This window comes from Terrisphaera buseokensis, from assembly GCF_047521145.2.
Lineage (GTDB): Bacteria > Verrucomicrobiota > Verrucomicrobiia > Opitutales > Opitutaceae > ER46.
Genome location: NZ_CM134186.1, coordinates 969,715 through 994,481 on the forward strand (window position 1 = coordinate 969,715; position 24,767 = coordinate 994,481).

Sequence of the window (24,767 nt, forward strand, 5' to 3'; positions counted from 1 at the left end):
GACCCCCTCGGCTTGTTGCAAAACCCATGAAAGCTCTCCTCGGCCTCTTGTTCTGTTCGCTCGTCCTCGGTGCAGGTGCGGCCCCGCTGGTCTACCGGGGCACGCAGGGTCCGGGCCTCGGCCGGCACATTGTCTTTCTCGCCGGCGATCACGAGTATCGCTCCGAGGAGACCCTGCCGGCGCTCGCACGCATTCTCGCGCAGCGCCACGGCTTCACCTGTACGGTGTTGTTCAATGTCGACCCGGCCACGGGCGTCATTGTCCCGGGAAACTCGAACATGCCCGGCCTCGAAGCCCTCGACCGCGCCGACCTCGCCGTGGTGTTTCTCCGCTTCCAGGCGTTTCCCCGCGAACAGATGGCGCACATCGACGCCTACCTCAACCGCGGCGGTCCCGTCGTCGGCCTGCGCACCGCCACGCATGCCTTCAAGACGACGAGCAGCGATCCGTTCCCGAAATATTCCTATGACTACAAGGGCGCCGACTACGAACTCGGTTTCGGCCACCAGGTCCTCGGGCAGACGTGGGTCGGCCACTACGGCAAGAACCACGCGCAGAGCACCCGCATCACGATCGTCCCGGACCAGCAGGGACACCCGATTTTGCGCGGCGTGAAGGACGTCTGGGTGCACGTCGGTGGCTACGTGGGCAAGCCGACCGATGGCGAGGTCCTCACGTTCGCGCAGCCGCTCGACGGCATGACGCCCGATTCGCCGGCGGACGCCACCAAACCGCCGATGCCCTCCGAATGGACGCGCACGTACCGCTCTGCTTCTGGAAAGACGGGCCGGGTCTTCACCACGCTCTACGGCACACCTGAGGACATCACCAACGAAGGCTATCGCCGCCTCGTCGTGAACGGCTGCCTCTGGGCGAGCGGACTTGAAAACGCGATCACTCCCGATCTCGCCATCGGGTTCGTCGGCCCGTTCCAGCCCAACACCTTTGGCCCCGGCTACGCGCTCGACGTGAAGCCTGAAATGTATGCCGGCTTCACGAGCCCCATCCCGGCGCATCACAACGTCAAAAAACCCGCTCCGAAAAAGGAGAAGGCGAAAAAATGATTCGCACGGAATTCGGATCGCGCGCTGAACCCGCCCGCCACCCGATGACATTCCTCGCCGCTCCGGGACGGCGGCGAAAACGTCTGGGCGAGGGTAGGGCGGCTTGTCCCCAAGCCGCCGCGCTCACCGTGATGAATTCCGTGAAGCGGCGCGTTGGGGACAACGTGCCCTGCCTTTTTCGACGCCCGGTGGGCAGGGGCGACGCCCGGTCCACCGGCACCGCGCTGCACGGCTTCCACCTTCGGATGAATTGAGCGATGAAACTTACGTCCCTTCTTCTGTGGATTTTCCTCCTCCCGTCCCTGGCGCCTGCCGCCGTGGGCGATTCCCTGCGAGCGGGTGACGGAATCCTTTTCTATGGCAACGCCGTGGTCGAGCGCCTGCTCGAGTCGGGAGACCTCGAGGCGCGCGTGCAGCTCGCGTATCCCGACAAAAAAATCCGGATCCGTAGTCTCGCGTGGACGGGCGACGAGGTCGGCCATCGCCTCCGACCCGAAGGTTATGTGGAGCACCTCAAGAGCTTGCTCGCCGCGTGGCCGGCGCAGGTCGTCGTGCTGGGTTACGGGATGAATGAATCCTTCGCGGGGGCCGCCGGCCTCCCGGCGTTTCGGGCCCAGTATCAGATTCATCTGCGGGAGATCGCGCGGCTGCACCCCGGGTCCAGGCTCGTGCTGCTCGCGCCGATTGCCGTCGAGGAGCGCAGCGCGCCGAACGCGGCCGGGCGAAATCGCGACGTCGCGGCCTACGCCGACGCGATTCGCGAGTTGGCGCGCGAGCATCAAGCCGACTTTGTCGATCTGTTCACGGCGAGTCGCGACGCCTACGGCCGCAGCGCGCAGCCGCTCACCGTCCACGGCATCCATCTCACGGCTGCCGGTGCGCGGGAAGTCGGCGACGCGGTGGCGCGCGCTCTCCTGGGTTCATCCTATCCGGCGCTCGTCGAGACTCCGCGTCTGGCCGACGTGGCGCGGGCGGTGGCCGTGAAGCACGGCTATAACGCCGAGCTCGTGCGCCCGAAGAACGGCGCGCTCTACTACGGCGTACGCAAGCGCCCTGAGGAAAACGCCGCAGAGCTGCCTCGCTATCACCAGCTGGTCGAGCAGACCGATGCCATCGTGCACGACCTGGTTGCCCACCCGGCGAAGCGCTTCGCCGACTACCCGGCGCCGTCACTGCCGCCACTGCCCGAGGGCAAGACCACCACGTATCGCTTTCCCGGCGGCACCGTCCGCTCGCCCGCCGACCTGCAGCAGGAGCTGGTGGTGGCCGACGGCTACGCGGTAAACCTCTTCGCCTCCGAGGAGCAGTTTCCCGAGCTGAGAAATCCCGTGCAACTGAGCTTCGACGCCCGTGGCCGCCTCTGGGTGGTCACGATGCCGTCGTTTCCGCACACGATTCCAGGCGAACAACCGCGCGACAAAATCCTGGTGCTCGAAGATACCGACCGCGATGGGAGGGCGGACACCTGCACGGTTTTCGCCGATGGCTTCGACGCGCTCGACGGCGTCGCGTTTCACGAACGCGGCGTGATCGTCTCGGCGCAGCCGCGATTGCTGGTCTTGAACGACACCGACGGCGACGGCCGCGCGGATACGCGGACCGAACTGTTGCGCGGGATCGACGTCACGGATTCGCACCATGGCGGCATGGTGACCAGCGATCCGATCGGCCATCTGCTGTTCTCCGACGGCGTGTTTCACCGCTCCCAGTTTGAAACGCCCTTTGGCGTCGTGCGCGGCATCGACTCCACGACGTATCGCCTGAATCCTGCGACCGGACGCATCACCGCGGAGTGGCAGAGCATGACGCCGAATCCGTGGAAGGTGTCCTTCGATCGTCACGGGAATATTTTCCAACGCTATGGCGGCGGCCACGTGCTCGAGGCGGTGCCGCTCACCTGGACGCCGCTGGGCGTCTATCATCCCTATGGCAACGCCACCGTGCTCAACTACGCGAAGGGTTCGGCCCTCAGCGTGATCTCGAGCCCGAATTTTCCCGATGCGTTCCAGCAGGGCATCGCGTCCGCGTCGCTCCTCGGCAGCTACATCGTGTCGCTCTCGGCGGTGAACGCTGACGCCGGTCCCATCGTCGCCGCCAATCGCCTCGATGTGCTCAGTTCGAAGAACAGCACGTTTCGCCCGGTCGATGTGGAGTTCGGTTTCGACGGCGCCCTGTATGTTTCCGATTTCTCCAGTCTGATCATCGGGCATGCGCAGCACAGCATGCGCGATCCCCAGTGGAATCATGTGCGCGGCCGCATCTGGCGCGTGGTGCACACCGGCAAACCCGTCGCCAAGGACTGGCCGACGATCGAAGGCGCGGGCACGGCCGATTTGTTGAAGCTGCTCGCGCATCCGCAAAACATCGTGCGGCACCACGCGCGGATTCAGCTCCGCAAACTTGGCGCCGCGGCCGGGCCGGCGGTCGAAGGGTGGGTCGCGGCGCAACCGCGCACGCAGCCCGGCTTCGACCAGGCTCTGCTCGAAGCGTCATGGGTGCTCGCGGCCACGGGCGCGGTCCGCCCGGCGTGGATCACGAGTCTCTCGCGCTCGGACGATCCGCTCATGCGGGCGGCGTCCGCGCAGCTCATCCGCCTCACGGTGGATCGCCTCCCTGACGCCGTGTCACGGTTTACGCAGCTGGTGGGCGATTCCCATCCCCGCGTGCGGATGGCGGTGATCAACGCCGTCGCGCACCTGCGGCCGACGCGGCCGGAGTTCGATGCGGTGGTGGCGCATCTGCATCCCACCGAGCCCGCCGTGCAACAGATGCTGACGGATCTCCGCGCGGGCACGCAGCCGCGGAAGGGCCGCTCCGTTCCCGTGCTGGAGGTTTCGCCGGCGACGCGCGTTCCCACCTGGCTTCAGATCCGGGGAGAGGTCGCGGTCGCGGTGCCGCCGGCAGCGAAGGGCGCGGCGAAACAAAAGAAAGCTCCGGCGGCGACGGAGGTCACGTTTCGCACCTTGGTCGATGTGACGGCGCCCCAGACTGCGGTGCTGAGCGTGAAGCATGGCTACCTCGATATCTCCGCCAACGGCGTCCAGCTCGCGTCCGCCGATAATCCCTACAGTTCGGAACAGCAGGTGGCTTTCGAACTGCAGTCAGGCTTGAACGCGATCGAGATCACGTACCGGCGACTCCGCAACGCCCCGCCGCCGGTGTACGTTTACGATTCCCTCGGGCAGCCGCTGGTGGGGGCGAAATTCGCGGCCGATGACGCAGCGCTGAACGCGTACGCCGTGGCCTGGTCGAAGGCGCACGCCGCCGACGCGGATGCGCTGCGGGTGCAGGCGGTGCCGAACCAGATGCAGTTCTCCCCGCGCGAACTCCGCGTGAAGGCCGGACAACCCGTGCGCCTCGTCTTCGAGAATCCGGACTCGATGCCGCACAATCTCGTGCTCGTGGCCCTCGGCGCCGAGGAGGAAGTCGGCCTGCTGGCAGACCAGATGGCGGGTGATCCGGCGAGCCTTGCGAAACACTTCGTGCCCGCTTCGGCGAAGGTCCTGCACGCGACGCCGCTCGTGAATCCCGGCAGTCGCGCCGAGCTCACGTTTGCCGCGCCGACGCAGGCCGGGCGGTATCCCTTCATCTGCACGTTCCCCGGCCACTGGCGGGTCATGCGCGGGGTGTTGATTGTGGAGTGAGTCGGCCGCACGTGTCGCTGGTGGTCGGTCAGGTGCGCGCCCGGCCCGCCCGTTTGCGTCCGGCCGGGAGCGCTTGAACGTCACGCCCACAGTCATCTCGCCGGTCCGACGCCGCCCAAGCCGACTCGTCCGAACGCACCCACCGCCCCGGGGCGACGCCGTTTGTCATCTTATGACTGATACCAATCGCTCTTTGCCTTTGGACTTTAGCCGTGGCTACGAGCGCCAGCGAGTGGCCGTTCGGCCACTCGCTGGCGCTCGTAGCCACGATCGATCCAGAAGTCCAAAAGCAAGGAGCGATTGGTATTATGAATGACAAACTCAGCCGCGGTGGAAACGGGGTCGCGGCGCGAATCTGACCAGGCGGGCTTGAGCGCGCCGACGATCCGGGTCGGCGACGACGTGCTGTCCGGATTCCGGACGTGACCCCATCTGGTCACTCCTGTCTTCCGTACGGTCAACATCAACGGCCGCCGGTCTTTCAGCGCCACCGATGCCATCGGTGCCTGCACCTACGAAACGCAGGTCGGCGAGAACCACGCGAAGGGCTTCGAGCTGCGCCTCGCCGCGAACCTCACGAAGGATTTCCAGCCGATTTCGCACGTCGTCGTGAGCGCTCCCACCGGCTACGCCACCAAACCCTTCGGCCGGAACCTCAGCTACAACCCGACCGTCTCGAATCTCTTCAACGAGAACTATCATCCGAGTTCCATCTCCATGGGCGACCCGATCTCGTACCGGTTGAACGCCGAGGATCGCTTCTAAGGTGTGGCCAGGGGCTCACGCCTCGAGTGCCGACAAGTCTGACGCGGAGTGGGGGCGGCGGGTGCGATATTCAGGCCGCGACCCCATGGGGTGACTGGACGTGCGGAGCTCGTGACCGTCCACTTTCCCATGGCCATCGCAGGGTGGCATGACTTGCTTTTCGCTTTCGGTCGGGGCCGGGAAGGCCCCTGACTCAGGTCATTCCTTCATGCCCCTCCTCCGTCTGCTTCTCCTGACTGGTTTCGCTCCGCTGGCGCTGCAGGCAGACCCGTTGGTTTCGTTCACCGCCGTGCGAGCGCTCCCGCATGACGAGGCCGAGAAGGGGCTGGAGGTGAAACTCGATGCGACTGTGCTGGGGGCTGACCCGGCATCGCCCTGGAACGTGTTCATGCACGACGGCACGGCGGGTTGTTATGTGAAGCTGGTGCCCGGGAAGGAGCCCGCGCATTTTCCGCCCGGCACGCGACTGCGGGTGGAAGGTTCGTCCATGTTGCTTGGATACTATCCGAGCGTCGGTGCCGCACGCGCGACCGTCCTGATGCGGGGTCCGCTCCCGCTCCCGGCCCGGTTGTCGGCGGACCAGATTTTCTCGCCGGAGTTTGACTCCGCCTGGGTGGAGGTGCCCGCCGTGGTGGTGGGTTATGAAGCGAGGGATCGCCGCTTGACGCTGGACATCGAGGTGTACGGCCTGCCTTTCAAGGCGGAGCTTCCCGTCGAGGCGAGGGCCGACGAGCGCGCCGCGGCTTTGATGCAGCGCCAGGTGCTTCTGCGGGGAGTGCTGGGAACGATCTTCAATCGCCAGCGCCAGATGACCGACCGGCATTTCTTCGTTTCCTCGTTTGACGCGATTGAACCGGTTGACGTTGTCGCCGCGGGAGGCGCCGCCCCCCTGATCGCGGTGGCGCAGGTTCTGACCGGGGGCTATGGCCCCAAGAGTCCCGTCCGCCTCCAGGGCGTGGTCACGCAGTCCGACCCGAAAGGATTCTACCTGCGGGATGTCAGCGGCAGCACGCTTGTCTACGCGGCGCGGGGCAGTCGGTTTGCTCCGGGAACACGGGTCGAAGTCGAAGGCTACGGCAGCGTCGCACCGTTTCGCCCGCTGCTGCGCGCCGCCAGGGTTGAAGCCATGGGCCTCTCCGCGCCCCCGGAACCGATGCCGTTTGATTTCAAGGGATCCGACCTGCCGAGACTGCAGGCCGAACTGGTCACGCTCGAGGCCACCCTGCTGGCGATCCAGGAAAGCCGGTCGGACCTCGTGCTGGAGTGTCAGACTGGGCAACAGATCTTTGAGGTCTTGATCCCCGTCGGTGGTGCTGCGCCGATGAAAGTGACGGTGGGCGATCGGCTGCGGCTCACGGGGATTTGCGAGCTGACCACCACCCATGCCCTGCCGCGCATGAGCTGGGTGGATGGATTCCGTTTGCACCTCCCGGGACCCGCCGGTGTGGCCGTCCTCGCCCGCGCTCCCTGGTGGAATACGAGTCGGTTGTTGATCGCGCTCGGCGGGATGAGTGCGATGGCGATGCTGGGCTGGGCGGGAACCTGGGTTCTCCGCCGGCAGGTCGGCCGCCAGATGGAAATCATCGGTGACCAACTGCGCGCCGAGGCCGTCGGCAAGGAGCGTGATCGGATCGCCCGTGATCTCCATGACACGCTCGAGCAGCAGCTCTCCGGGGTTGCGCTCCAACTCGACGGACTCGACGCCGTCGTGAAATCCGATCCCGCAGCGGCCAGGCAGGCGCTGCTGCTCGCCCGGCGAATGTTGCGCCACACGCGACTCGAAGCGCGGCGCTCCGTCATGAATCTGCGCTCGGAGATTCTGGAGAAACAAGGACTGAGCGCGGGCCTGCAGGACATGGCCGAGACCTCTGCCAGCCCCACGGGACCTCGCATCGAGGTGCGGGTGTGCGGTGAAGAGCGGGCGCTGCCCGCGGTCCTGGAGTTTCACCTGTTCCGCATCGCGCAGGAGGCGCTGGCCAATGCGATCAAGCATGCCGATGCGCGGGAAATTGTGATCGAGGTGGAGCATGCCAGCGAAGCGTCATACCTGCGGGTGCGCGACGACGGCCGGGGCTTTGATCTCCAGTCCAAGGAAGCTACGCCGGGCCCGCACTTCGGACTGCTGGGGATGCGGGAACGCGCTGCCCACAACGGAGCCGAACTGCGGATCGCGACCGCACCCGGGACAGGGTGCCTGGTGACCGTGGACGTGCCGAAGGCGACGTTCGCCCGCCCCTCATGAAGACACCGCGTATCCGTATTCTCGTGGTGGACGATCATTTCATGATCCGGCTTGGCCTGATCGGAGCGTTTGCCGCGGAGCGGGATCTCGAGCTGGTGGGGGAAGCCCGCAACGGGGCTGAAGCGATCGAGGCCTTCGCGAAACTGTCCCCGGATGTAACGCTCATGGACGGAATCCTGCCGGATCTCCACGGGGTCGAGGTCACCCGCCGGATTCTGCAACGCCACCCGGCGGCGCGGATCATCGTGGTTTCAATCAATGAGACGGCCGAGGACGTCCATCGCGCGATGGAGGCGGGCGCCTGGGGTTACGTGCCAAAGTCAGGTGAGAAAGACACGATCGTGGAAGCGATCCGCGCGGTGGCCGGCGGGGCGCGGTTTCTGCCGCCCGAGCTCGCCCGCCGGCTGGCCGAGCGCAACACCCAGGTTTCACTCAGCGCCCGGGAGCTGGAGGTCCTGCGGCTCATTGCCCAAGGCAAGGCCAACAAACAGATCGCGGCCGAACTCGTCCTCAGCGAGGCGACCATCAAGACCCACATTGCCCACATTCTCGCGAAACTGGACGCCCCCGACCGGACCCGGGCCGTGACCGTCGCGATGGAACGCGGACTGTTGCGTCCGTAGCCGTTCGACCACGGGAAACGCGGGCAGCGTGCGTTCCCGCGGTCCTCATCCGAAAGGATGATGGTGCGCAAATTGACGGAGATTCCGGCAGGGCGCTGGATTCTCCCGTCGTTGCGCGCGCCTATCCCCGTGCGCGGCCAGTGAAACCCCAACCCGCAGCTGCCTTCCGTCCATGACCCTGCCCACGATCAAGACGCTTTGCCTGGTGTCGGCCTCCCTGTTCCTTCTCCCGGCCACGGCTCGACTTGCCGGCCAGAACGCGCCGAAGCCCGCCACTCCGAAGCCGGGCGAGGGACTCATCACCCTTTCACCGTTCGAGGTGTCGACGTCGCAGGACACGGGCTACGCCGGCCAGGACACGCTTTCCGGCTCCCGTCTGCGCACGAATCTCCGGGATGTCGCCGCCGCGATCAGTCCGATGACGGCCGAGTTCCTGCGGGACATCGCCGCCACCAATCTCGAAAACGCCATCGAGTACGGCATGGGCACGCGGATGGAAACGGACGACGCCCGCGCTGCCGGTCCCGTGGCCGACGGCTACAACGACAGCATCCGTTCGATCCGCATCCGCGGTCTCCCGGGCGGTGCCCGCAGTATCAACTTTTTCGATGCGCCGGGCGAGGTCGACCTGTACATGACCGATCGCGTCGAGGTCTCGCGCGGGCCGAACTCCATCCTGTTCGGTTTCGGTTCGCCCGCCGGCAAGATCAACGTCGCGACGAAGCAGGCCATGATGGATCGGAACGTCTACAGCCTCTCCAGCCGCCTCGATTCCTGGGGCGGTTCCCGCTGGGTGGCCGACGCCAACGTGGCGGCCATCAAGAACACATTGGCGCTGCGAACCGTGCTGCTGCAGGGCCGCGAGCAGTCCTGGCGCAAAGCCGGCCACAACGATCAGGACCGGATCTTTCTCACGGCCAGGTGGCGCATCGACCACCAGACGACGCTCCGCGCCGAGGCTGAATACGGAAAGATCAATCGCGCCGTGCCGCGGCCATTCTGGGGCAACGACCTTCGCTCGCTTTGGGAACAGAACGGCCGGCCGATCTTCAACAACTTTGGCGCCAGCTACGTGCCCGGCGGCACGTTCACCCCCGGAGCAGCCGGCACCCCCGGCACGCCGTTGCGCGACACCGGCGCCACGGCCGTGGCCGGCGTGCAGGAACGTAGTTCCGGCGACTGGGTGGTGGTGAGCGACCGCTTTGCCGCGGCGCAGAATTTCCGTCAGTTCACGACCGCCGAGCGTCCCGTCGGGCCTCTGCGCAGCGATTTCGAGATGGGCCGGCGTTTCCCCGAGGCCGCGTTGGAGGGAAACTGGATCTCCGGCCGTTTCGCCGTTTCGAATGTCTCCGTGTTCCTGCAGCGCGAGTTGGTCCGCGATCTGAACCTGGAGCTGGCCTTCAACCGCCAAAGCCTGCGGCGCAACGTCCACAACGATCTGCAGTGGGATCTTTACGGTGTGGCCGCCGACACCAACCGCTACCTGCCCAACGGCCAGCTCCGGCCCGCCGCCGACCTCTATTACTTCGAGATGTCGCCCAACACGATTTACTCGCGGGCCCACACCAGCCAGGGACGCATCACCCTGTCGTATGAGAAGACGATGCGCGAGTGGGCGCGGGTGCGCGTCGCGGGACTCGGTGAGAGCGTTCGCACCGACTCCATCGGCGGCAACCGCCAGCTCTCGTGGCTCAAGGGCCCCGGCATTGCCAGCGGCGGTGCCTTCAACGCGACACCTGAAAACGCCGCCAACAAGGTCTACTACCGCTACTACGTCCGTGACCTCGATGTCCTCAACGACGCCAACTACCGCATTCCAGGACCGTACGCGCTCAACGGCCCGATCCCCTATCAGGATCCGCGAACCGGCGCGGTGACCAACCTCTACGCCCACGAGGTGGAGCGCGCGCAGTCCGTCGCCAGCCCGGTGGCGCGCGCAACCGGCGCGTACATGGGCGTCGCCCAAGCCTATCTCTTCAAAGACCGCCTCGTCGCCACCTATGGCTACCGCCGCGACCGGGTTAAAAACTGGCTGGGCCTCGCCGTGCGCGATCCCGCGGCGGAGGCGATCACGCCCAACTCGGGCGTGTGGTTGCCGGTCGATGCCAAGTCGAAGACCCCGACCATTTACAGCGGCCACACCGACACGCTTGGCGGCGTCTATCACCTCACGCGGTGGCTTTCGGCGTTCGCCAATACGTCCAGCAGTCTCGGCACACCGAGCATCAACTTCGTCGCGCCGAAAAACGTGAGACAAACCACCGGCGCCGACCTCACTCCCGCGCCGTCGGGCGAGACGACCGACTACGGACTCAAGCTCAGCCTGCTGCAGAATCGCGTCTTCGTCACCGCGACCCGCTATCATACCATTTCGAAGAACGAATTCGGCGGCTCCGGCTTCAACAAGACCAACATCGTCAACATTTGGACCGCTCTCGCAGACTCAACCATCCTCCCGGCTGATGAGGCCGCCTTCGCTCGAACCCAGATTCAGGTGATGAATCAGGTCAACGGCACCGCCCAGAACTCCGAAAGCAAGGGCTTCGAACTGGAAATCGTCGGCAAGCCCCTCGCGAACTGGTCGGTCTCGGTGAACTATTCGAACAACGAGACGCTGCGTTCGAACATCGGCAGCGAATACCGCGCGTACCTGGACGCCTGGAAGCCGTATTGGAAAAAATATTCGACCCTCTCCATCACGCAGAATGCGACGCAACCGCGGCCGCAGTATGCGCCGAGTTCCACCGACTGGCGCTCTCCGGCGGAGGCTGTCGCCACCGGCGCCTTTGTGCTGAACAACGACAGCGTCAACGAATCGATCGCCGCCGCCGAGCAGGCTTTCTTCGACAACCCGCACGTCTTCGAGGGCATGCGCTTCGTCGGTGACCCGCTGCACAACGTGAACCTCCGCACGCGTTACGACTTCGCCTCCGGAGTGCTCAAGGGACTTTCGGTGGGTGGAGGCACGCGCCTGCGGTGGGGCCGGGTCGCGGGGGCCAAGGTCGACTACAGTGTGCCCGCCAACGCCGACTTCACCGACACCTGGAACGGCCGGGTGGTGAACCGCATCGCCAACGCCACCGCCAAGGATCAAGTCGTCTACGATTTTCAGCTCAGCTACTCGCGCCCCGTCTTCAATCGCAAGTATCGCTGGTCCGCGCAGCTCAACGTCAACAATCTCACCAACCAGCGGGAGTTGATCGTGAACAGCGTCCATCCGCAGACGCTCGAGCCCGTGACCTACCGCTATCAGGATCCGCGGCAGTTTATTCTCACCAACACGATTTCATTCTAGCCGCCGTCGCAACGTCCCCCTGCGGCGGGAACAGCGGTGTCGTCCACGTGAGTAAGGGAACGCCCACGCAGGTGCTTGATTTCAACCTCGACGCGCCGGCACGCGGGACGCCATGACGCACCGCCCGTGGACGCTCAAGCCGTGACCCATCCGCCGGCCCGGTTCGGTGAACGATTTCACTTCTGCGGTCGTTGCGACGAGACCGGGCGCGGGGAAGGCTCGACGCAACGTCAGTCTCCCCACCCGCGCATCGATGTGTACTCGAGTCACCCGAACAGGGATGGCATCCCGTGCGTGATCCGTATCCACCGTCTGCCCGCAGCCGCTCCCTTGACGCCATGAAATCCCCCTTCGCCTGGCTCGCTTTGCTGCTCGCGGTTCTGCTCGCGGGCCCAGTCTTCGCTCAGACACCGCCGCCGGTGCCCGTCGACGCGGCCACCGAGGTGCGGCGGATTTCCCTGAACGGCCAGTGGAAGTTTGCGGCGGACTACCAGGACTGGGGCGACCGCGCCGAGTGGTTTTCTCCCAAACTCAATGATGGTGTCTGGGACACCGTGAAGGTACCGCACACGTGGTCGCACGATCCGCGGTTCAGCGGCTTCATCGGCGCCGGCTGGTATCGGTTGCGTTTCAATGCGCCCGCGGTCGCGCCCGGTGAACACGTCCGGCTCGCGTTCGGCGCGGTGTTCCGGCGGGCCCGCGTGTGGCTGAACGGCGAACTGCTGGGCTCGCATGAATTCGGGTATACGCCGTTCGAGTTCGATGTCGCGGGTCGCCTCAAGCCCGGCGAGTCCAATGTAATCGTCGTCTGCGCTGACAATCGCTGGACGCGGTCTTTCGGCCCCGCACCGCAACAGCAGGTGCTGGCGTGGTGGGACGACGGCGGGATTATCCGCGACGTTGATTTGCGGCTGGGTTCACCGATCTACGTCGCGAAACAGAAAATCGAGGCCACGCCCGATCTCGCCGCTGGCACGGCTCACGTGCGCGTGCACGCGTGGGTGCGAAACACGACGCGCCGCGCGCAGCACGTGCGCGTGCGGGTGGAGATTGCGCGGGAGGAGCAGTGGCTGCCGCTTCCGCCCGCATTCGTGGAAGCGGACGTTGCGGCGGGAGCGACGGCCCAGTTCGAGGTCAACCTCGCCCTCGGCCGCGATCAGGTGTCGCTCTGGCAACTCGATGCCCCGGTGCTTTATCACGCGCGCACGACGGTCGACGGCCACGCGCGCGACACGGTGCGCTTCGGTCTGCGTCGCTTCGAGGTCCGCGGCACCGACCTGCTGCTGAACGGACAGCCCATTCGTCTCGCGGGCGCGAATCGCCACGCCAGCTATCCCGGCGGCGGCCAGGACGATCCGGCCGAAGTTGTCGTGCGCGACTTGCAGCTGATGAAATCCGCCGGATTCGTTTTCCAGCGCTTGAGCCACTATCCGGTGGCGCCGGTCGCGCTCGATTGGGCGGATCGCCATGGGATGCTGCTGATCGCGGAGGCGAGCCAGACCCACGCGCCGGACCTCAATTTGGAGGACCCGGACTTGCAGCGGGCTTTTCAAGCGCAGCACCGCGAGATGCTGGAGCGGGATTGGAATCATCCGTCGATTGTCGCGTGGAGCGTCGCGAACGAAATCGCGGCCGATACTCCGCCGGGCGTGCGCTGGGTGAAAACCATGCGCGACTTCACGCGCGAACTCGATCCGACGCGGCTTGTGGTGTTCGCCAGCAACACGGTGGCCAAGGCCAATCTCAAGCCCGAGGCCGAGGGCTCCGTCCACGGCGATTTCGTGTGCCTGAACACCTATGGCGCGACGCCCCAGCAAAACGCGGCGAACATCGACCGCGCCCACGCGCTCTATCCGAACAAGCCGCTCGTCGTCACCGAATACGGCCTGCGCCGCAGCGCCGTGGAGGACGAGGGCGAGCGCGTGGACTGGTTTCGCGCGATGCTCGCGATCGTCCGGGAGCGGCCGTTTCTTTCCGGTGCGTCCATCTGGAGTTTCAACGACTACCGCAGTCGCTATGTCGGAACCAGTGCGAACGGCTGGCGCGAATGGGGCCTCATTGATCCCGCGGGCGAGCCCAGCGGCACCTACCACGCCCTGCGCCGCGAACACTCCGGCTTCGTCGTGCGGTCGGCGACGCTGACGGGTGGCGCAGTGAATGTGAGACTGGAGCCGCGCACTGACTTCCCGATCTTTCCGGCGGCGGACTGCGAACTGCGGGTCAACTTTCTGGACGCCCAGATTCGCCCCCTGGCCACTGCCAGGGTTCCGTTGCGCACCGACGCCACGATGAAAATCCCCGCTCCCCCCGGCACCGGCGGTTTCCGCCTCGAGATTTGGCGGGGTGGCTTCCGGACCGCGTCGTGGACCTCCGTCAATCTGAAGTAGGGGAAAGGTGCGCGGCCTCCTCACACTCGCTTTTCGCTATGAACTACTCTCGACGACACTTTCTCCGGCTCAGCGCGGGAGGCGCAGCCGCACTTTCGTGCCCGGGAATCCGTTCTTCACTTCCCGCCGCTCCAGCAGGCGGCAAGGGCCTCGGCGACGAACTCGATCTGAGCGCCTGGATCCAGGCGGTCCCATCCGGAGCGATCTTTGAAGATCCCGGGTATTGCATCTGGTGCGGTTCCGCGGTGCGGGGCGATGACGGCAGATATCATCTGTTTTATTCCCGCTGGCCGCGCCGTCTCGGTCACAAGGCCTGGGTCACGCACTCCGAGGTGGCGCGCGCCGTGGCGGATTCGCCGCACGGCCCCTATCGCCACGTCGACGTGGTCCTGCCCGCGCGCGGCGAAACATTCTGGGACGGCTCGTGCACGCACAATCCCACGATCCTGCGCGTCGGGAAAAAATTCTGCCTTTATTACATGGGCAATTTCGGCGACGGCGTGGTGCAGGAACCGCTCAACTGGACGCACCGGAATCACCAGCGCATCGGCGTTGCGATGGCCGATTCGCCCGCGGGTCCGTGGACGCGGCTGAATCGTCCCGTGGTGGATGTGAGTCTCGATCCCGAAGCACCCGATGCGCTCATGACGTCGAATCCGGCGACGTGCGTCCGTCCGGCTGGCGGCCTGCTCATGGTGTACAAGGCGGTGGCGAAAAAAGGGAAACCGCCCTTCGGCGGTCCGGTGGTGCATCTGGTGGCGACGGCCGATCGGCCCGAGGGACCCTTCACGAAACGGCTCACGCCGATCTTCACGCGACCGGGCGAACACTTCGCCGCCGAGGATCCGTTCATCTGGCATGACGGCGGCCGTTATCGCGCGGTGGTGAAGGACAACAACGGCATCTTCACCGGACGCGGGTATTCGCTCGCGCAGTTTGAGTCGCCCGATGGCTTCGACTGGAAACTCGCGCGACATCCCTTTGTCACCACGCCGGAAATACGGCGCGCCGACGGCACAACGGTGAAACTGAACGCGCTCGAGCGGCCGCAGTTGGTTTTTGACGCGGACGGCGTGCCCGTCGCGCTGCTCTGCGCGGGCGCTTACACGGCGGATCGCGTGGCCAGTTTCAACGTGGCGATTCCCTTGCGTCGCCCCCGGTGACGCCGTGCAGGGTGCCGCCGGGATTCCTTCGCTGGCCACTACGCGCCCGGATGCGGGCGGGCCTTTTCGGATGAGTTGCCGGATCGGCGGGTTCGACCCAGCGTCCTGGAAACAACAACATCCGCGGCCAGGGCGGCACGCCGGTTTCATTGCTGTTGAGCTGGCCCACCACGAGATCGACGGCGTTGGCGGCGATCATGTCGTAGGATTGATCGACCCCGCCGATCGCCGGTTCGGTGGGCACCCAGTGCAGGCTGATGGTCGGAATTCTGGCCAAGGCTGCCAGGCCCATCGCCTTCACGTGGTGGATGACGACATCGGAGCTGACCACGAGAGCGTCGGGCCGGACCTGCTGCAGGCGACGGGCGAGCGCGCGGCGGTCCGTGGGAATTCCGATCACCAACAACTCCGCCGCGGCCGCCGCGCGATCGGGATGGAAAACGGGAAACGCCGCTTCCCAGGCGCGTCGTGCCCGCTCGTTCACGTCGTGTTCGAGCATTGCCATCGGACGACGGCAACCGGCAGACGCGAGTCGCTCGAGCGCCATGCGCATCGCCAGATAATGGTGGTGACCGGCGTGATGGAGTTCCGGATTCCACCGCGCGCTGCCGATGACCGCGGGCGCGAAGTGTGACCACTCCAGGTCCAGCCTCACCTCGGCTTCATGCATGACCGGCGACAGGAGCACGCCGACGATCCCGCGTGACTTGAGCACCTGGGAAAGCCGCCGGTCGCTCATCCCGCGCGAGGCCGTCCAGAACTGCTCCAGTGCATAGCCCAACGCTTCGGCGCGCGCCTTGGCACCGCGGAAAACGCGTTGCAGAAACGGATCCCTGGCCGATTCGGCGCGCGACGTGTGCACCCACACGAAGGCGATGCGTTCGCCCGCGGCGACTGGCCGGGAATGGCGAATGTGCGACATCAACGCCGAGAAACGCGGGTTCGGGCGGTAGCCCATCTGCGCGGCGACCCGTTGGATCGACGCCCGCGTCTCGGGTCGGATGCGGGGGTCGTCCCGCAGGGCGTAGGAAACCGTGGCTAGACTGCAGTGGGCGGCGCGGGCGATTTGTTGCAGGGTGACCACGGGGCGGCGGGGGCTCGGGTCAATCCATTCGCCCGCAACGCCGGATGCAATCTCCGGAATTGAAGGGTTTCAAAGAATCCAGGGTAGCCTCCCCGTTGGCACCGACTACATCCTTGGGTTGCCCTCACGCCAGGTGCGACCGCCTTGGCGTGTCTCCACCGCTCCGTCTCGAAAACCCCGCATGAAAGCAACGCTGCTCCGGTTCGCGCTTCTCTTCCTCGCCTGCACCCTTCGCGGGGTGGCCGCTGAACCACCTGTATCCGGTTCGGCGGGACGGCTCGCGCTGACGTCCTCGGGCGAGGTTGAAGTCGCGATGGCCGATGGCGCGGTCGCGAGATTCGCCCCGGTCGTGGCGATGCTGGTGGCGCGTGCGGATCCCAATCTCGAGATGCGGTGGGGCCAGTTTCCCGAGGCCGCGATGAAATTGAGCGACACGGGATCGATCTACAATGTCCTGACGTGGGGCGTGAAGGGCGCGGCCAAGGCGGGCGCGACGCAACCGACGCAACCGACGCAGCATGTCGAGGACGGTTTCGATCCGAAAGTCGATCGCGGTTATGGTGGCGGTCGCACCGCCAACCTGTTTGCCGCGGGCAAACTGAAGACGCTGCGCGCGAGCACCGGCCGTTCCGACGGGAGGACGATCACGTGGGCGTTTCCGGCGGATGATACAGCCGTGGTGCAGGCCGAGCTCGATCTGCCGGCCGACGGCACAGCCCCGCGTTTGCGGCTCAAGACGACCGTGAAGGCGGACGGATGGTACTCCTTCGGCTACGTCGGCGCCCCCGAGACTCCTGCCGCCGAAGCGGAGGAACTCTGGCAGCCACTCATCTACAACGAACGCCGCTTCCCGCATGAGTCGTTTCTCGAAGCCGCCTATCGCTGCCCGCTGCCGACCACGCTGGTCACGCGCGCCGGCGTGACGACCGGCGTGCTGGCCGATCCGTCGGAGTATCCGTTCCAGCCGTTGCCGAATTTTGCGAACTCCCGCTTCGGCGTGGCGGTGCGCAATGCCCGCGGGCTTGCGCAACCGATGCTGTTCGCGCCGCTGCTCGGTGGGGCGGGTTCACGGATGAAGGCGGGCGAGTCGCGTGAATTCGTGATGCGCCTGGTGGTGGCGAAGGCGAATCTCTCCACGACCTACGAGCGCACCGCCCGCAACATCTATGGTTTTGCCGATGTGCGGCACAACGCCCTCGGTTCGCTCAACGCCACGTTCGACCGGATGGTCGAATTCGGCCTCAGCGAGTACGCTAAATTCAACGCCGATTTGCGCGGCTTCGCGTACGACACCGACGTGCCCGGCGCGGTGAAGAACGTGTCCGCGCTGCACCCGCTCGGCCTCGCGCTCGTCACCGATCGTCCGGACATCTACACGCGGCTCGCGCGGCCGCTGATGGAGTTCTTCGTCTCGCGCGAGCGCTTCCTCTTCACGACCGATCCGAAAGTGAAGGGCCAGTCCGCTTCTTCCCGCCTTGGAGGACTCGGCGCGCCCCTCACGGAATACGCGAATCTCTACGCGATGTCGGGCGGGCGCACGCCATTCTTCCGCACCGCCGCCGAGGGGCTGTTCGGTCAGGACCGGGTGCTGAACCTCGAGGGGAAGATCCGCGGCGACAACTGGTCCAACGCGCTCGCGCTCTACCGGGCGACCGGGGAAAAGCGCTGGCTCGATCATGCGATCAAGGACGCGGATGCGTATTTGCAGACCCGCGTGGGGGTGCGCCAGAAGGATTATGCGGATCCCGATTCGCGGGGGTTGTTTTTCTGGACGGCTTTCACCCCGCAGTGGATCGAGTTGTTCGAACTCTACGAGGAGACGCGCTTGCCTCGCTTCCTCGCGGCCGCTCACGCGGGCGCGCGCGATTACGCGCAGTTCGTCTGGCTCGCGCCGCGCATTCCCGATGGCGACGTGCGCGTAAATGAGGACGGCCTCGCCCCCGCCTACCGCTCCGGACCGCGTTTTCCCCGCATCAAGGCCGCGCCCGAAACCGTCCCGGCGTGGCGCACCTCTGAAATCGGTCTGACGAGCGAGTCGGCGCCGACGAGCAAGGGCGCGCGCGGAATCTTTCTCGCCTGCTACGCGCCGTGGATGCTGCGCCTCGCGACGCTTACGAACGACGCCTTCCTGCACGACATCGCCCGTTCCGCGATCATCGGTCGCTACACGAGTTTCCCCGGCTATCATATCAACACGGCGCGCACGACCGCGTACGAAAAACCCGACTTCGCGCGGCGCGGGAAAGACGAACTCAACTCGGCGACCTCGATTCACTATAATCACATCTGGCCGCAGATCGCGCTGCTGCTGGATTACCTCGTGGCGGACGCCTTTGCGAAGTCGCGCGGGGCGGTCGATTTTCCGGGGCGTTATGCGGAGGGTTACGGTTACCTGCAGCAGCGCGTGTTCGGCGATCGCCCCGGCCGCGTGCACGACGAAGCCGGACTCTATCTATGGATGCCGCGCGGCGTGGTGACCGTCAGCGATCCGGAACTGAACTACCTCACGGCCCGCGGTCCGGCGAAGGTGGCCATCGTGCTGACCAACCAGTCGAAGTCCGCCGTCAAGTCCACGGTCACACTCTCGCGCGAACACGTCGTGGTGGCCCCGGGGGCCAACGCCAAGGTTGTCGTCTGGGAAAACAACCGGCGCGTGCGCGAGGACCCGTTGCCGGCGGATGGCCGCATCGCCGTGGAAGTCGCGGCGGAGGGCATCACCACGTTGATGGTGAGCGGAGTCGCGCCTCGCGTGGAGTTTCAGGACCAGATCCTCGGCCGGGCCGCGCGGCTCCCGGCGAAAAGCGTCGCCGATCTTGGCTGGCGTGGCGCGCGGGGTGTCGTGCTGTCGTTCGGTGCCGGCGAGCTCACGAGTGCGTATGTCTACCTGCCTGACACGGAACGCGTCGTCACCCAATGCACGGTGCACTACCGGCAGGGGAGCGGCGAGTTTCGCAGCGTGTCAGATGCGTCGTATCCCTTCGACTTCACGCTTCCGATTGTGGGCGACGCCCCGTTGGAATTCCGGTTCGAGGTCCAGGCCGGTGCCGGGCCCGCGGAAACCTCGCCGGTGGGCCGCCTGCTCTTGCAATGAAAAGGCCGTTTTCCGCCCGCGTCCGTGCCTGGTGCTGGGGCTTCGTGCTCGCGACGACGGCCTCTTGGGCGTTCGCCCAGTCCACCGCGGCGCCGGCCTCCTCCGTGCTCTGGTATCGCGAACCTGCGCGCACGTGGCACGAGGCGCTGCCGGTCGGCAACGGCCGGATCGGCGCGTTGGTGCATGGCGGCGCGGACAGCGAATTGATCCAGCTCAACGAGGGCAGCGTGTGGTCGGGGCGCGCCGACTACATCGAGAAACCCGAGGTGCTGCAAAATCTCCCCAGGCTGCGCGAGCTGCTTTTCGCTGGGAAACACGCCGAGGCCGAAGCCCTCGCCAAACGGAACCTGACCACGGTGCCGCGGCCCGACTACGGCAGTTTCCAGCCGCTCGGCGACCTGCGTCTCGAATTCGAAACCGACATCGCGCACACGCGCGACTATCGGCGGGAACTCAACCTCGACACCGCGGTGGCGCGCACGACGTTCAAGCGCGGGAGCGTCACGCACACGCGCGAAGTATTCTGCAGTGCGCCCGCCGGCGTGCTGGTGATTCGTCTGACCGCAAGTCGTCCGGGGCTCATCACGTTTCGCGCGCTCCTCGGGCGGATGGGCGCGGTCACGCGGGCCGACGGCGCCGATGCCGTGATCATGACGGGCCGTTGCGCCGAAGGTGGGACGGAATTTTCCGTGGGACTGCGGGCGATCGCCGAGGGCGGGCGGATCACTGCCACCGATCAGGCGCTGACCGTCGATCACGCCAACACGGTGACGCTCCTGCTCAGTGTCGGCACGAGTTACCATCACGCCGATCCCGCGGCGGCCGCCCGCCTCGCGCTGGCGCAGGCGGCTGGCCGATCCCACGCGGCACTGCTCGCCGAACATACGCGTGACCATCAGGGACTCTCTCGTCGCGTGGCGCTCGAGCTGGGTGGCACCGACGCCGCCACGGCCGCGCTGCCGACCGATGAACGTCTGCGGCGGGCCGCGGCGGGCGGCGCCGATCCGGATCTGATGGCGCGCTATTTTTCCTACGGACGCTACCTGCTCATCGCGTCGTCGCGAGCCGGCTCGCTGCCGGCGAATCTGCAAGGGTTGTGGAACCCGCTGCCGACCCCGCCGTGGTTCTCGGACTTCACGATCAACATCAACACGCAGATGAACTACTGGCCGGCGGAAGTGGCCAACCTCGCCGAGTGCCACGAACCGCTCCTCGCCCTGGCCGAGGCGCAGGTGCCGCTCGCGCAGCGCACCGCGCGCGAACGCTTCGGGGCCGGCGGTCTGGCGCTCAGCACGCGCACGACGATTTGGGGCCGCAGCGATCTGCGCGGCACGACGGGACTCTTCTGGCCCGAGGCGCCGGCGTGGCTCGCGGCGCACTTCTGGGAGCACTGGTTGTTTTCGCAGGATCGAAAATTCCTCGCCGAACGCGCGTGGCCTTACCTGCGGGAGGCGGCCCGCTTCTACGTCGACACGCTCGTCGAACACCCGAAGCACCGCTGGCTGGTCAGTGGTCCCTCGACGTCGCCGGAGAATTCCTACGTCGCCCCCGACGGCACGCGCACCGGTCTGGACATGGGGCCGGCCATGACGATGGCGATCGTGCGCGAGTTGTTTGACCACTGCCTCGTCGCGGCCGAATTGCTCGGCGTTGACCGCGAGTTCGCGGCGACCCTGCGCGAAAAACGCGCGCGGCTGGCGCCGATTCGCGTCGGGGCGGACGGCCGCCTGTTGGAGTGGTCCGAGGATTTCAAGGAGCACGAGCCCGGTCATCGCCACACGTCCCATCTGTTTCCGCTGCACCCCGGCGACGAAATCTCGGTGCGGCGCACGCCCCAGCTCGCCGCCGCGGCGCGCAAATCCCTCGAAGCGCGCCTGAGCCACGGCGGCGGTTACACCGGCTGGAGCCGGGCGTGGCTCATCAATTTCTGGGCGCGGCTCGAGGACGGCGACAAGGCGCACGAGAGCATTGTCGCGCTCTTCAAGGACTGCACGTTTCCCAATCTCTTCGACAACCACTACCGTCCCGAGGGGAACGTCTTTCAGATCGACGGAAATTTCGGCACGACCGCCGCCATTGCCGAAATGCTGCTGCAAAGCCACGGCGGAGAACTGCACCTGCTGCCCGCGCTGCCGCGCGCGTGGAGCGAGGGCAGCGTGCGCGGAATGCGCGCGCGCGGCGGATTCACGGTCGACCTGCAATGGCGTAACGGTGCGCTGACTTCAGCCAACATCGTCTCCGCCAACGGACATTCCTGCACGGTGCGCGCGCGGACGCCGTTCCAACTCGGCAAGGCCCGGAGCCATGCCGACGGATCGGATCACGTCCTTGAATTTCCGACCGTGACCGGAAGCTCCTACGGGATTTCGTCACCCCAATGAGCAGAACCCTCTCCTTCATCACCGTCGTGTTGGTCTCGGTCGTTCGGTTGTCCGCCGCCGCGGAGGAGGCGAGGGCCGCCGATCGGCTCGCTGCCGGCTTCGCCTCGCCGCCGACAGACGCGCGCCCGCTCGTGTGGTGGCATTGGATCAACGGCAACATTTCCAAACATGGCATCGAGGCCGACCTTGCCGACATGAAGCGCGTGGGCATCGCGGGCGTGCAGATGTTCGACGCGAGCATCTACCTGCCCGCCGGCCCCGTGCGCTACGGCACCGACCTCTGGCATGAACATGTGCAGCACGCGATCGCGACGGCGGAAAAACTCGGACTTGAGTTCCATTTGATGAATACCCCCGGCTGGTCGGCCAGCGGCGGCCCGTGGGTCACGCCGGAGCGCTCGATGAAGAAACTCGTTTGGAGCGAGACGACGGCGGCTGGCGGCGGCGCGCTCACGCTCGCGGTGGCGCGCCCGAAGATCGAACCCCTGAAGTTCCGCACGCCGCCCGCGGTGAAAATGGAAAATTTCTACCGCGACGTCGCCGTGCTCGCCGTGCCGGCCGACGCCACGCTTCGCACCGCGGATCTCAGTTTCAAAACGAAACTCGCCGACAAGACGCTGAGCGCTGCGCCGCCCGATACCAATCCCGCCGGCTGCATCCCGCGCGATCGCGTGCTGGACCTTACTGCGGATTTCGATGCCACCACCGACACGCTCCGCGCCGCGCTGCCCGCCGGCCGCTGGACGATTCTGCGGTTCGGTTTCACCTCGACCAGCTCGACCAATCATCCCGCCGTGCCCGAGGGTCACGGCCTCGAGATCGACAAAATGGACGCCGACGCCGTCTCGTTCTACTTTGATCAGGCGCTCGGCCGCATCCTGCGCGAGGCCGGCCCACGCGTGGGCCGCACGCTCAAGGGACTGCTTTTCGACAGCTTTGAGGGCGGCCCGCAAAACTGGACCGACACGTTTCCCGCGCAGTTTCGCGCGCTGAAGGGCTACGACTTCGTGCCGCTGCTGCCCGTGCTCACGGGCCGCGTGGTGGAGAGCCCGTCGTTCACCGAAGCGGCGCTGCGCGATTTCCGCGGCGCGGTCGAAGCACTCATCGCGAAAAACTATTTCGGCACCATGCAGCGCCGCGCCCGCGAACACGGCATGGTGCTCTACGCTGAGGCGCAGGGCGGGCCGCTGAATCCGGTTTCGGCGAATGAGTTTGTCGATGTGCCGATGAACGAATTCTGGATGCCCGACACGGCGCCGCGCCTGCCGCGGATCAAGCTCGTTGCCTCCGTTGCCAATATCCTCGGTCGCAGGCTCGTCGCCGCCGAGTCGTTCACCGCCAAGCCCGAGGACGGCCGCTGGCTCGCGACGCCCGCCACGCTCAAGGATCCCGGCGACTACGCGTGGACCGCGGGCATCAACCGCTTCATCCTCCACCACTACGTGCACCAACCCACCGACGACGGCCCCGGCTTCGGCCTCGGCCGCTACGGCACCCACTTTGGCCGTCTCAACACCTGGTGGCCGCTCGCCGGCGCGTGGATCGACTACGTCGCGCGCGGGCAGTTTCTACTGCAACAGGGCCGCACGGTCGCCGACGTTGCGTTCCTGCAGAACGAAGATCACGGCTACGCCTATCCCACCACGATGGTCGCCGTGCCGGCGGGTTACGATTTCGACATCATCTATCCGCGCCACCTCGCCGCGATGACATGGCGCGACGGAGCGCTCATGCTTCCGACGGGTCCCGCGTATCGCGTGTTGATGCTCCCGGAAAACTGGGCCGCCGATCTCGCCACGCTGCGCCGGCTTCGCGATCTCGTCCGCGCCGGTGCGCCGATCTTCGGCGCCGCGCCCGTGACTCCCGCCGGCGTGCGCGACTACGAGGCGCGCAACGAATTCACCGCACTCGTGCACGAGCTGTGGGACGGCCCCCGCCCGCGCATCCGCCGGACTCCCTTGTCCACCGCGCTCCAGGAAATCGGTCTCGCAGCCGATGTGACGCTGCCACCCGCTCCCACGGGAGGCGAACTCCGCTACATTCACCGCCGCCTGGCCGACGCCGAAGTCTATTTCGTTTTCAATCACTCCGACCGTGAAGTTGGCGGCGACTTCACCTTTCGCACGACCGGCCGGCAGCCCGAACTTTGGGACGCCGTCACTGGCGCGCAGGCCGATTCCCCCGGCTATCGTGCGACGCCCACGGGCACCACGGTGCCGCTCCAGCTTGAGCCACACGGCTCCAGGTTTGTGATTTTTCGTCGCCCGCTCCTGACCCCGCGGGCCGATGCACCGAGGACGACCTTGGCCGCGACGCTGCCGATCGCCGGGACGTGGCACGTCGCGTTTCACGACGGCCGCGGCGCTCCGCCCGAGACGACGTTTGCGACGCTCGCATCGTGGAGCGAACACTCCGATCCCGGCATCAAGTTCTACTCCGGCACCGCCACCTACCGCACGACCTTCGCCGTTCCATCTGCCAACCTCCGCGCGGGTGCCACCGCGACGCTCGACCTCGGCGGCGTGGCCGATCTCGCGGAAGTCAGGCTCAATGGCGCGCTCCTCGGCACGCTATGGCAGCCGCCGTTCCGCAGCGCCATCACTCGCCACCTGCGCGCCGGCGACAACACCCTCGAAGTCCGCGTGGCCAACCGTTGGATCAACCGCGTGATTGGCGACGAGTCGCTGCCCACCGATCTTACCTATCAGCCCGAGGGCACGAACAAGTTCACGGACGGAAAACTCAACCGCCTGCCCGCGTGGCTCTACGACCGCTCGCGTCTCGCCGAACGAAAGCGCTACAGTTTCACCACGTGGAAACACTACGACGCAAAATCTCCGCTCGTCCCGTCCGGTCTGCTGGGCCCCGTGAAGATCGAATGGAGAACGCCAGCGCCGTAGCGCAGGCCATCACAACTTCGCCACCCAATCCCATGACCCAAACTCGATGAAATCCAAATTAGCCCTCACTTTCTTTTGGCGAAAGGGAACGCGTCGTGCCGTCCCTCGTGTTGTTCTGAGTCTGTTGG

12 protein-coding genes are annotated in these 24,767 nt (G+C 66.2%); 11 read left to right on the forward strand and 1 reads right to left on the reverse strand.

Annotated elements, in window-relative coordinates:
• Window positions 1–26 precede the first annotated feature (26 nt).
• From ACLJEU_RS03555 to ACLJEU_RS03590, 8 genes are all read left to right on the forward strand, one after another.
• A complete protein-coding gene (locus ACLJEU_RS03555; RefSeq protein WP_414660947.1) occupies window positions 27–1,064 on the forward strand; it encodes a ThuA domain-containing protein in 1,038 nt (345 codons plus the stop codon).
• 257 nt (window positions 1,065–1,321) lie between these two features.
• A complete protein-coding gene (locus tag ACLJEU_RS03560) occupies window positions 1,322–4,708 on the forward strand; it encodes a PVC-type heme-binding CxxCH protein (RefSeq protein ID WP_414660946.1) in 3,387 nt (1,128 codons plus the stop codon).
• Window positions 4,709–5,317: 609 nt separating this feature from the next.
• Window positions 5,318–5,473, forward strand: a complete 156-nt coding sequence (locus ACLJEU_RS03565) for a hypothetical protein (protein ID WP_414660945.1) — start codon at window positions 5,318–5,320, stop codon at window positions 5,471–5,473.
• Window positions 5,474–5,681: 208 nt separating this feature from the next.
• Complete coding sequence (locus ACLJEU_RS03570; RefSeq protein ID WP_414660944.1) at window positions 5,682–7,715, forward strand: sensor histidine kinase; 2,034 nt, start codon at window positions 5,682–5,684, stop codon at window positions 7,713–7,715.
• Window positions 7,712–8,338 carry a response regulator gene (locus tag ACLJEU_RS03575; protein WP_414660943.1) on the forward strand — a complete coding sequence of 209 codons (627 nt, stop codon included), beginning with the start codon at window positions 7,712–7,714 and terminating at the stop codon, window positions 8,336–8,338. The genes ACLJEU_RS03570 and ACLJEU_RS03575 overlap by 4 nt, the downstream gene beginning before the upstream one ends.
• 172 nt (window positions 8,339–8,510) lie before the next feature.
• Entirely contained in the window at window positions 8,511–11,633 is a 3,123-nt protein-coding gene (locus tag ACLJEU_RS03580) for a TonB-dependent receptor plug domain-containing protein (RefSeq protein ID WP_414660942.1), read from the forward strand.
• 338 nt (window positions 11,634–11,971) lie between these two features.
• Window positions 11,972–14,020, forward strand: a complete 2,049-nt coding sequence (locus tag ACLJEU_RS03585) for a glycoside hydrolase family 2 protein (protein WP_414660941.1) — start codon at window positions 11,972–11,974, stop codon at window positions 14,018–14,020.
• A 38-nt stretch (window positions 14,021–14,058) separates the two neighbouring features.
• Window positions 14,059–15,183, forward strand: coding sequence for a glycoside hydrolase family protein (locus ACLJEU_RS03590; protein ID WP_414660940.1), 1,125 nt, complete (start codon window positions 14,059–14,061; stop codon window positions 15,181–15,183).
• Here the strand turns inward: ACLJEU_RS03590 and ACLJEU_RS03595 are convergent.
• A complete protein-coding gene (locus ACLJEU_RS03595) occupies window positions 15,149–16,267 on the reverse strand; it encodes a LacI family DNA-binding transcriptional regulator (protein WP_414660939.1) in 1,119 nt (372 codons plus the stop codon). The genes ACLJEU_RS03590 and ACLJEU_RS03595 overlap by 35 nt on opposite strands.
• Before the next feature lie 181 nt (window positions 16,268–16,448).
• Here ACLJEU_RS03595 and ACLJEU_RS03600 point away from each other — a divergent pair, with 181 nt between their 5' ends.
• Genes ACLJEU_RS03600 through ACLJEU_RS03610 form a run of 3 tightly spaced genes read left to right on the forward strand, consistent with a single transcriptional unit; the run spans window position 16,449 to window position 24,639 of the window.
• Window positions 16,449–19,358, forward strand: coding sequence for a glycoside hydrolase family 88 protein (locus ACLJEU_RS03600; protein WP_414660938.1), 2,910 nt, complete (start codon window positions 16,449–16,451; stop codon window positions 19,356–19,358).
• On the forward strand, window positions 19,355–21,739 hold the full coding sequence (locus tag ACLJEU_RS03605) for a glycoside hydrolase family 95 protein (protein WP_414660937.1): 2,385 nt from the start codon (window positions 19,355–19,357) through the stop codon (window positions 21,737–21,739). The genes ACLJEU_RS03600 and ACLJEU_RS03605 overlap by 4 nt, the downstream gene beginning before the upstream one ends.
• Entirely contained in the window at window positions 21,736–24,639 is a 2,904-nt protein-coding gene (locus ACLJEU_RS03610; RefSeq protein WP_414660936.1) for a glycosyl hydrolase, read from the forward strand. The genes ACLJEU_RS03605 and ACLJEU_RS03610 overlap by 4 nt, the downstream gene beginning before the upstream one ends.
• Window positions 24,640–24,767: the final 128 nt, after the last annotated feature.